Below are 8144 nucleotides of genomic sequence, written 5' to 3'. Positions count from 1 at the left end.
GGGAGCCGTCAGGCAGCCAGCGAGCGACGTCGCCGGTGCGGTAGAGGCGCGCGCCGGGGATGGCGGAGAAGGCGTCGGGGAGGAAGCGCTCGGCGGTGAGCGCGGGACGGCTGAGGTAGCCGAGGCCCACCTGGACGCCGCCGATGAAGAGCTCGCCCGGCACGCCGACGGGAGTAGGGAGTCCGGTGGAGTCGAGGACGTGGAGCTGCGTGTTGGAGACGGGGCGACCGATGGGGACGAAGTGTCGGGAGTCGCCGCGAGCGCAGTGCCAGAAGGAGACGTCGACGGCGGCCTCGGTGGGGCCGTAGAGGTTGTGGACCTCGGCGGAGGCGGGAAGGAGGGCGTGCGCGCGGCGGACGAGCTCGGCGGGGAGGGCCTCACCACTGCACACGACGCGACGCAGGCCCGAGAGCTTCTCGAGTCCCGGCTCCTCCAGGAAGGCACGGAGCATGGAGGGGACGAAGTGGAGCGTGGAGACGCGCTGCTCGGAGATGAGGCTAACGAGGTAGGCGGGGTCCTGGTGCCCACCGGGCTTCGCGAGGACGAGACGCGCGCCCGTCATGAGGGGCCAGAAGAACTCCCAGACGGAGACATCGAAGGAGAAGGGCGTCTTCTGAAGGACGGTGTCGTCCGGGGACAGGCCGTACTGCTGCTGCATCCACAGCAGGCGATTGACGATGCCCGAGTGGGCGTTGATGGCGCCCTTGGGGCGGCCCGTGGAGCCGGAGGTGAAGATGACGTAGGCGGGAGCGTCGGGCCCGGCGAGGAGCGGCAGCGAGTCGCGGGAGTGGATTGCGACGTCGTCCCACTGTGAATCGAGGCAGAGCACGCGAGAGTCGTGCTGGGGGAGGACGGCCTTCAGGTGCTCGTGAGTGAGGAGCACGGGCGCGTCCGCGTCCTCGAGCATGCCGGCGAGGCGCTCGCGGGGATATGCGGGGTCCAGGGGAACGTAGGCGGCGCCGGACTTGAGGACGGCGAGCAGCGCGACGACGAGGTCGAGCGAGCGCTCCAGGCAGACGCCGACGAGGGAGCCCGGGCGAGCGCCAAGGGAGCGCAGGTGCCACGCGAGCTGGTTGGAGCGTGAGTCGAGCTGCGCGTACGAAAGAGCAGAGTCCTCGAAGCGCAGTGCCTCCGCGTCGGGAGTGCGGCGAGCCTGGGCCTCGATGAGTGAGTGCAGGCACACGTCGCGCGGGAAGTCGTCCTGCTGGCCCTGAAAGTCGGAGAGCAGTTGGAGCTGCTCCTCCTGGGTGAGCAGGGGCAGCTCGGACAGCCGCGTGTCCGGGTTCTCCGCCACCGCGCCGAGCAGCGAGTAGAAGTGCCCGCGCATCCGCTGGATGGTCGCGACGTCGAACAGGTCGGTGTTGTATTCGAGCCAGCCGAAGATTTCGTCCGGTCGGTCCTCGCGCAGCTCCAGGAGCAGGTCGAACTTGGCCGAGCCCGGGTCCACCAGCAGATAGGTGGACTGCAACCCCGGCATCGACAGGTCCTGGCGCGGGGTGTTCTGGAAGCTGAACATCACCTGGAACAACGGGTGACGGCTCAAGTCACGCGGGGGCTGCAGCTCCTCCACCAGCTTCTCGAAGGGCAGCTCCTGGTGTGCGTACGCGGCCATGCACACCTCCTTCGCGCGGCGCAGCAGCTCGCGGAAGGTGGGGTTGCCGCCCAGGTCATTGCGCAGCACCAGCGTGTTGACGAAGAAGCCGATCAGCGTCTCCAGCTCCGGCACGTTGCGACCCGCGATGGGCGAGCCGACGGTGATGTCCGACTGTCGCGAGTGTCGGTGCATCAACGTCTGGAACGTGGCCAGCAGCGTCATGAAGAGGGTGGCCCCCTCCTGCTGGCTGATCTCCTTGAGGGCGCGCGTCAGGGCCACCGGCAGGGTGACGAACTGGCGGGAGCCGCGGTAGGTCTGCTCGGGCGGTCGGGGCCTGTCGGTGGGCAACTCCAGCGGCGCGGGCAGTGTGCGCAGGTGCTGCTTCCAGAACTCCAGCTCCGTGCGCAGCCGTTCGCCTTGCATCCGCTCGCGCTGCCAGACGGCGAAGTCGGAGTACTGGATGGCGGGCTCGGGCAGGTCGTGCGACTGGCCGGTGACGCCCGCGGCGTAGAAGGCCATCAGCTCGCGGACGAAGATGCCCAGGGACCAGCGGTCCGTCACCAGGTGATGCATGGTGACCAGGGCCACGTGGTTGTCGGGGCCCAGCCGCAGCACCTTGCCGCGCAGGAGCGGCCCGCGCGCCAGGTCGAACAGCCGCTGGGACTCCTCGCTGGTGCGTCGCTCCACCTCGGCGTCCTGCTCCTCTTTCGACAGGTGCGAGACGTCCTCGACCGGGACGAGCAAGCGCAGCTCTGGCAGCACCACCTGGACGGGGATGCCATCCTCGCGCGCGGCGAACACGGTGCGCAGCGACTCGTGGCGCCGCACCACCTGATTCACACAGCGTTCCAGCAGGGCGACATCCAGCGCGCCGGTGAACTGGACGGTGATGTGGACGTTGTAGGCGAAGGCGCGACCGCCCTCGAGCTGGTCCACCACCCACAGTCTCTGCTGCGGGAAGGAAGCGGGTGCGGGCCCGGTGTCCTCCCGGCGCGGGATGGTCCGCTCCACCGCCTTCGTGGTCGCGTCCTGAAGCTGTCCCTTCTTTTCCTTGAGAAGCAGTTCGTACAGAGCGCGCTGCTTGGGGGTGAGCTTCTCGAGGTTCTTGTTCCCACTGCTCATTACAGACTCCGAGCGCCAGCCCTGGGGGGCCAGGAAGCGCGAGCATTTGCCGACCGACAGGCTGTCGGTGCGTCGTCACGGGGATGGAAGGGGCCGGGCAAAATGTATCAAGCCATCGCCAAGGATGGCTGACGCCCTCGCTGCAGCACCCGGTGGTCGAGCCACCAGTGAAACATCAACAGTTGTATTCAAGTATGCGCGGGGCGCGCGGCAATACGAGACACAGTCTGTCTGGCGGGCTGCAGTGAGTGTCGAGGGGGTCGGACATGCTCCATGCAGAATCCCATTGTCCTGGAGATTCTCCAAAATTGGGCACGCACCAGAATCTCAGCATGTGGGATTTTCCAGGCGAGCAAGGGGACGCGGGAATCGCTGGGGCTCCAGGGAGAATTCCCTTCACTGTGCGCCATCCAGAGCACCACCTGCGGTGATGGGGCTGCCGTCGTTGCGAGGTGGGACGCACGCTCAGTGATTCGAACGAGGAAGCTTCCTATTGCCAGGAATCCTGCGCTGCGCCGGTGAGGGCGGGAGTTTCCGCGGAAGGCTGGCGAGGTGGCGAGCGGGCGCATCTCCACTGGCCCGGACATGGGGGAGGGCGTTGGTCCTGGGCGCACCGCTGCTACCTTGACATGGCTCTGCTGAAATCAGCCCCAGACGGCCGGTGCTTGATGCCGCCAAGGGCCACGGCACGCGGGAAATGAAAAGGGGCCGGACCCGGAGGTCCAGCCCAGCGCCCGAAGGCGTCACTGCGAGTCTGCTGCTGGGTGGCACGTACTGCTGCTTGCCATGGCATGTTTTGCTCAACGCCTCTCGGCTTCACCGCCAGCAGTCATGCGCCCTCATCAGGCCTCAGTACTTGGTGAAGCTCCAATGACCAGTGCCATATGAGTCAAACTCAACGAACCAACTGGGGCCAGTATTGCCGCAGGCCCCGTGGGGATGGAATTTCAACGTGATGGGGGTCCAGATGGAGGGCGTCGAACACATCCAATACCTCTCGCCGGTGTAGATATGCTCACAACCAGGGTCAATACGACTGAACACGAGGTTTCGATAGATGGGCTGATTGTAAAAGCAGTTGCCCGGCGGCCATGCTGGCGATGTCGTGATTCCGCTGCCAGTTGCGTCAATGGTGATGAGGTGATCGCCGCCGGCGCCAAGGTAATAGTTTCCGATAAGAGCATCGCTCGGGTCAAGATTCGCCTTGTTGATGCCTGGCTGTTGCTCCTGATTGTTGGCGGTGTCTGCCGGCCCTCCGCATGCAATGGTGGAGAGGGCGAGGATGGTGAGGAGGAGGCGGGTTGGCTGCATGCTGTGACTCGCGTGCAAGGTGTGAAGCCGTCAGTCTGACCGGCATTGCATGTCTATCATGGTGTGCGGCTTGATGGCTGGGGAATTCGTTTGGCAAGCCAATCCTTACCCGGAGGCTACTGTTTGAGTAGCCGCTCAACGACTGGTGCCTGGTTGAAGGGACTGCTGGGCAGCGGGCCGTGGGCGGGACAGCGCTCGACAGCGGTTACCGCAACGTGACACATCGCCAGCCGTAGCGGAACTCGACAAGGAGCGGCTGAATCTCAACACGTTGTCGAGTTGGTTCCCACGCAGTGCGAGGGTTGCGGGCACCGGCCGGTGGCCAGGGATTGCGAAGCGCGCCGGCACCAGATGGTGGCTGGACTTCCTGACGGACACGCAAGCGAACCCTGTCGTCAGCCGCTCATGTCCCAGCCGGGGACCTTGGGCTAACAAGCCTCACACCGTCTTCACCGTGAGCTCCTTGGCCACGTCGATGAAGAGTCGCAGGGGCCCCGAGCGCTGTGCCCTGCTCGGGAAATAGAGGAAGAACCCCGGCACGGTGGGCGCGTACTCCTCGAGCACTCGCACGAGCCGTCCGGTGCGCAGTTTCTCCTTCACCGCCGGCTCGAAGACGTACGCCAGCCCCAGGCCCTGTTCCACCAGGGCCAGCGTCAGTGCGCGGTCGTTGGTGAGCACGCCGCCTCGCACCGGCACCCGCCAGTTCCTGCGCCCGCGCTCCAGCTCCCAGGCGTAGAGCCCTCCGCTCGAGGGCATGCGGATGGTGAAGCACTCGTGACGCAGCAGGTCCTCGGGACGCTGCGGCGTGCCGTGGCGTTCGAGATACGAAGGCGCACCCACCACGACGAAGCGGAAGGCAGGGGAGAGGCGTATCTGCACCATGTCGCGCTCGATGGCCTCGTGCAGCCGCACGCCCGCGTCGTAGCCCTCCGCGACGATGTCCACGAGTCGGTTCTCGGCGACGACCTCCACCTCCACTCGGGGGTGGCGCGCGCGGAAGGCAGGAAGCACCGGGGTGATGACGAAGGGCACCGCGACTTCCGGCACCGTCAGCTTCAGTTGCCCCACCGCTTCGCCCGGTTGCGCCGACACCTCCGTGAGGCTTGCAAGCGCCTGGCCGAGGCCGGGTCCTGCACCCTCCAGCAGACGCCGTCCCGCGTCCGTGAGTGACATGCTGCGGGTGGTTCGGGCGAAGAGCACCACCCGAAGCTGCGCCTCGAGCTGACGCACGGACTGGCTCACTGCCGCCGGAGAGACGCTGAGCTCGCGCGCCGCCGCGCTGAAGCTCTTCAGGCGTGCCACCACGAGGAAAACCTGAAGCTGTGGGAGGAGCGTCGTCTTCATGAAGAGTGTCCGTGTGAGTCACAGAGGCCACGCGTGGCGCCCCGAGCGGCGGTGTCCATTCAGCGAAGGCGTCCTGTCAGAGCAGCCCATCTTCAATCGCAGCTTCAAGGCCCATTGCCAAATCCCCATCTGGCCCGCTGCTTCCGTGGCAGCTACTTCTCTTCTCGCCGGACCGGCCCCACCCCCCCCGCCAACTCGCCCGTCCCAGCTCGGCCTCCGCGCCGCCACCCTTGAGAGGACCGACATGAAACGGCTCACCCTGACCGCAATGGTGCTCCCTCTCGTTGCCGTGGCGTGTGCCCACACGACCGAGGCTGGGACGCAGGTGGCCGCAACGTCCCCGAGCGACGGCGCGCAGGCGCTGCGGATTTCCCGGAGCGGCTCGCAGGCCCCACGCCAGGGGCCCGCCGAGAACTTCACGGGGGCTGTACGTGTCGACCCGCTGTTTCACGCGAAGGCGCCGTCCCGCACCTCGGGCGCGTCGGTCACGTTCGAGCCAGGCGCCCGGTCGGCCTGGCACGCGCATCCCCTGGGCCAGGTCCTCCTCGTCACCGAGGGCGTGGGGCGGGTGCAGCGCTGGGGAGACCCCGCCGAGGAAATCCGGCCAGGAGACGTGGTCTGGATTCCCCCCGGCCAGAAGCACTGGCATGGCGCCTCGCCCGAGCACCGGATGACGCACATCGCCGTGCTGGAGCACCTCGACGGAAAGACCACCGAGTGGATGGAGAAGGTCGGCGATGCGCAGTACGGCGCCCCCACGACGGAGGGCCGGCCACCGTCCGAGGTACCGGCGCGCACGGGCGCGGGTGGCGCGGGGCAACCCACCCGGGCTCAGAGCCTCATCGGTGACTTCTCGCCCAAGATGGTCGAGCTGACCGACGGCGTGCTCTTTGGGGACATCTGGGAGCGCCCGGAACTCTCCAAGCGGGACCGCAGCCTGGTGACCGTCAGCGCCCTCATCGCGATGAACCGTCCGGACCAACTCCGCTCCCACTTCGCCTGGGCGCGTGAGAACGGGGTGAAGCGGGAGGAGTTGATCGAAACCATCACCCACCTGGCGTTCTACGCGGGCTGGCCGAGCGCGATGACGGCGCTCGCGGTGGCGAAGGACGTCTTTGAAGCCAGGTGACGATGGCGAGGGTCGAAAGAATTCCCAGGGGGTAACCCAGATGCGAACGCAGCGGCCAGGACGGTTCATTCAGGGGACGCTCGTCGTGATGAGCGTGGCGTCGAGTTCATGTGTGAGTCCCACCAGGACTGGCGCGACGACGTCGGAAGGACTGGTGCTCCAAGAGCAAGGGAGCTTCGCCGTTGGAGGGACGGTGGTGACCAGTCCAGGGACGTTCGACCCGCTCCGTCCTTCTTCGGAGGGCGCAACGCTCCACGGAGACCACGCGTATGTCTTCTATCAGGTGCCGAACGACGCGCGTCGACTCCCGCTGGTGTTCTGGCATGGTGCTGGCCAGTCCTCGAAGACGTGGGAGACCACCCCTGACGGTCGGGAGGGTTTTCAGAACCTCTTCTTGCGCCGCCGATTCGCGGTCTATCTCCTGGACCAGCCCCGGCGCGGTGACGCGGGGCGCAGCACCGTTCCGCTGACCATCCCCGCGACTCCCGACGACCAGACCTGGTTCGGCATGTTCCGGATGGGAGTCTGGCCGGACTACTTCCCCGGCGTGCGGTTCTCGCGTGAGCCGGAAGCGCTCAACCAGTTCTTCCGCTCGATGACGCCGAACACGGGGCCCTTCGATGCGGAGGTGAGCGCGAACGCTGTCTCCGCCCTCTTCGACCGGATGGGGCCGGGCATCCTCGTCACGCACTCGCAAGGAGGAGGTCCTGGCTGGTGGGTCGCGATGCGGAACCCGAAAGTTCGAGCGGTGGTCTCGTATGAGCCGGGCAGCGGCTTCGTCTTTCCAGAGGGGGAGGTGCCTCCGCCCATGCCCAGCCTCACGGGCCCGCTCGAGGCTCGCGGCGTTCCGTTGTCTCAGTTCATGCCGCTGACCCGGGTCCCGATCGTGATGTTCTTCGGGGACAATATTCCGGAGGGGCCGTCGCCGAATCCAGGGCAGGACAACTGGCGGGTTCGGCTCGCGATGGCGCGGCTCTGGCGGGACGCCGTGAATCGCCATGGCGGGGACGTCACGCTCGTCCACCTGCCAGAGCTCGGCGTCCGAGGGAACACCCACTTCCCGTTCTCGGACACCAACAACGTGGAGATCGCGGACCTTCTGTCGAGGTTCCTCGCCGACAAGAACCTGGACTGAGCCGACCTGCCTGCCTCCGCGTGGAGACTATTGCGACGGACCGCTTGAGGAGGCGAAGTCATCTACCCACCCCAGCGCCTGCCCTGCACCGAGGAGAGGAGGGCGGTACTCGGCCTGGTAGGGCTCGTAGAACCGCTCTGGGTGAGGATGCGCTCCTTCAGGCGCTGGCGTCCCCGTGAAGTCAAAATGAGCGCCGACATGTCGAACGAACAGGGCATGCCAGCGCTCCTCCTCCCCGAGTTGCTCCGGAGTCAGTCGGTACAGCACCCACCGCCGCGTCTCATCGTGCGCGGCGATGAGATCTGGCTCCGCGACGACATAGAAGCATCGCTCGCCTCGGTACTCGGCCATGCCCTCGAGGGGGCCATCCCAGTAGTTGGAGACCCAGAGAAGCTTCACCTCCTCCGAGCGGAGGTGGGGAAGCTTCGTCAGGTCCAGTTCGTGAGGATGCTCTGTCATGCGCAGTGACTCAGGACTGTAGCAACCTCACGTCTGGAGCGGGTGGGCGC

At 66.6% G+C, this 8144-nt stretch carries 6 protein-coding genes; 2 read left to right on the top strand and 4 right to left on the bottom strand.

What is annotated here, in order from left to right; genetic code table 11:
* The 3 genes from HUA74_RS39900 to HUA74_RS39890 all read right to left on the bottom strand — a co-directional run.
* The coding region (locus HUA74_RS39900) for an amino acid adenylation domain-containing protein (RefSeq protein ID WP_174458779.1) at window positions 1-2716 on the bottom strand (2716 nt) is incomplete at its 3' end.
* A gap of 849 nt (window positions 2717-3565) precedes the next feature.
* A complete protein-coding gene (locus HUA74_RS39895) occupies window positions 3566-4027 on the bottom strand; it encodes a hypothetical protein (protein WP_174458778.1) in 462 nt (153 codons plus the stop codon).
* A 438-nt stretch (window positions 4028-4465) separates the two neighbouring features.
* The gene (locus HUA74_RS39890; RefSeq protein ID WP_174458777.1) at window positions 4466-5371 is read right to left on the bottom strand and encodes a LysR family transcriptional regulator; all 906 of its coding nucleotides are present in this window, start codon (window positions 5369-5371) and stop codon (window positions 4466-4468) included.
* A gap of 244 nt (window positions 5372-5615) precedes the next feature.
* On the opposite strand from HUA74_RS39890, the gene HUA74_RS39885 reads away from it, so the two are divergent.
* Entirely contained in the window at window positions 5616-6500 is an 885-nt protein-coding gene (locus HUA74_RS39885; protein WP_174458776.1) for a carboxymuconolactone decarboxylase family protein, read from the top strand.
* A gap of 112 nt (window positions 6501-6612) precedes the next feature.
* The gene (locus HUA74_RS39880) at window positions 6613-7635 is read left to right on the top strand and encodes an alpha/beta fold hydrolase (protein ID WP_181790953.1); all 1023 of its coding nucleotides are present in this window, start codon (window positions 6613-6615) and stop codon (window positions 7633-7635) included.
* Between the two features lie 27 nt (window positions 7636-7662).
* Here the strand turns inward: HUA74_RS39880 and HUA74_RS39875 are convergent, their stop codons facing one another.
* A complete protein-coding gene (locus HUA74_RS39875) occupies window positions 7663-8094 on the bottom strand; it encodes a hypothetical protein (RefSeq protein ID WP_174458774.1) in 432 nt (143 codons plus the stop codon).
* Window positions 8095-8144: the final 50 nt, after the last annotated feature.

Source organism: Myxococcus sp. CA051A (assembly GCF_013336705.1).
In the GTDB taxonomy this organism is placed as follows: Bacteria; Myxococcota; Myxococcia; order Myxococcales; family Myxococcaceae; genus Myxococcus; species Myxococcus llanfairpwllgwyngyllgogerychwyrndrobwllllantysiliogogogochensis.
The sequence above is the reverse complement of the archived record's forward strand: the minus strand, read 5'-3'. Positions and strand labels throughout refer to the sequence as shown.

Coding starts and splice junctions, on each gene's coding strand:
- HUA74_RS39895 (WP_174458778.1), bottom strand. CDS start 4,027: ATGCAGCCAACCCGCCTCCTCCTCACCATCCTCGCCCTCTCCACCATT.
- HUA74_RS39890 (WP_174458777.1), bottom strand. CDS start 5,371: ATGAAGACGACGCTCCTCCCACAGCTTCAGGTTTTCCTCGTGGTGGCA.
- HUA74_RS39885 (WP_174458776.1), top strand. CDS start 5,616: ATGAAACGGCTCACCCTGACCGCAATGGTGCTCCCTCTCGTTGCCGTG.
- HUA74_RS39875 (WP_174458774.1), bottom strand. CDS start 8,094: ATGACAGAGCATCCTCACGAACTGGACCTGACGAAGCTTCCCCACCTC.